Raw genomic sequence first — 698 nt, forward strand, 5'->3', positions numbered from 1 at the left:
TGATTGTCACTGAGAACTGACCCAGTGGGGGTGCGGACAAAAACTTGGACTGGTTTTACGTCACAATGCCAAGACTGTTTCGATATTCGATTGGGCTTCGAGCGCCAAGCGCTATCTTGATCCGTTTCTCGTTGTACCACCGAATGTAGCCATCAACTTCATTGATAAACTGCTCGAGTGTGGTGTTCTTCCAATCGCTGGGATAAAAGAACTCTGTTTTCAGCCTTCCGAAGAAGCCTTCGCACGCAGCGTTATCTGGGGAGCACGCCTTGCGGGACATTGAACGCACCAGCTTCGCATGACTAATCCTCGATAGCCAACCCGGCCAGCGATAGTGTGCACCACGATCAGAATGCAATATTGGCCGCTCATCTCTACCTGTGAGAGTTTCTATGGCGGTATCGAGCATCATATTGACCAATTCCGCATCGGGTTTCGTTCCGATAGACCAGCTGATAACCAAACCATCGAAACAGTCGATGATGGGTGAGAGATACACTTTGCCAGCCGGGATATGGAATTCAGTGATATCGGTCAGCCATTTCTCGTTTGGGGCTGAGGCCTGGAAGTCGCGATTAATAAGGTTCTCGGGTGCCGGACTGATTTCTCCAAGATAAGAGCGGTATCGACGCCGCTTTGGCGTGGCAACGATCAAGTTCTCCTGCTTCATCAAGCGCTGCACAACCTTCTCTGAGATT

Annotated in this window: 1 protein-coding gene; it reads right to left on the minus strand. The window is 50.3% G+C overall.

The window, feature by feature from the left end; translation table 11 throughout:
• Positions 1 to 55 precede the first annotated feature (55 nt).
• A partial coding sequence (locus tag HBA93_RS17910) for an IS3 family transposase (RefSeq protein WP_221724194.1) occupies positions 56 to 698 on the minus strand: 643 nt, incomplete at its 5' end.

Source organism: Ochrobactrum sp. SFR4, assembly GCF_019730395.1.
Classification (GTDB): domain Bacteria; phylum Pseudomonadota; class Alphaproteobacteria; order Rhizobiales; family Rhizobiaceae; genus Pseudochrobactrum.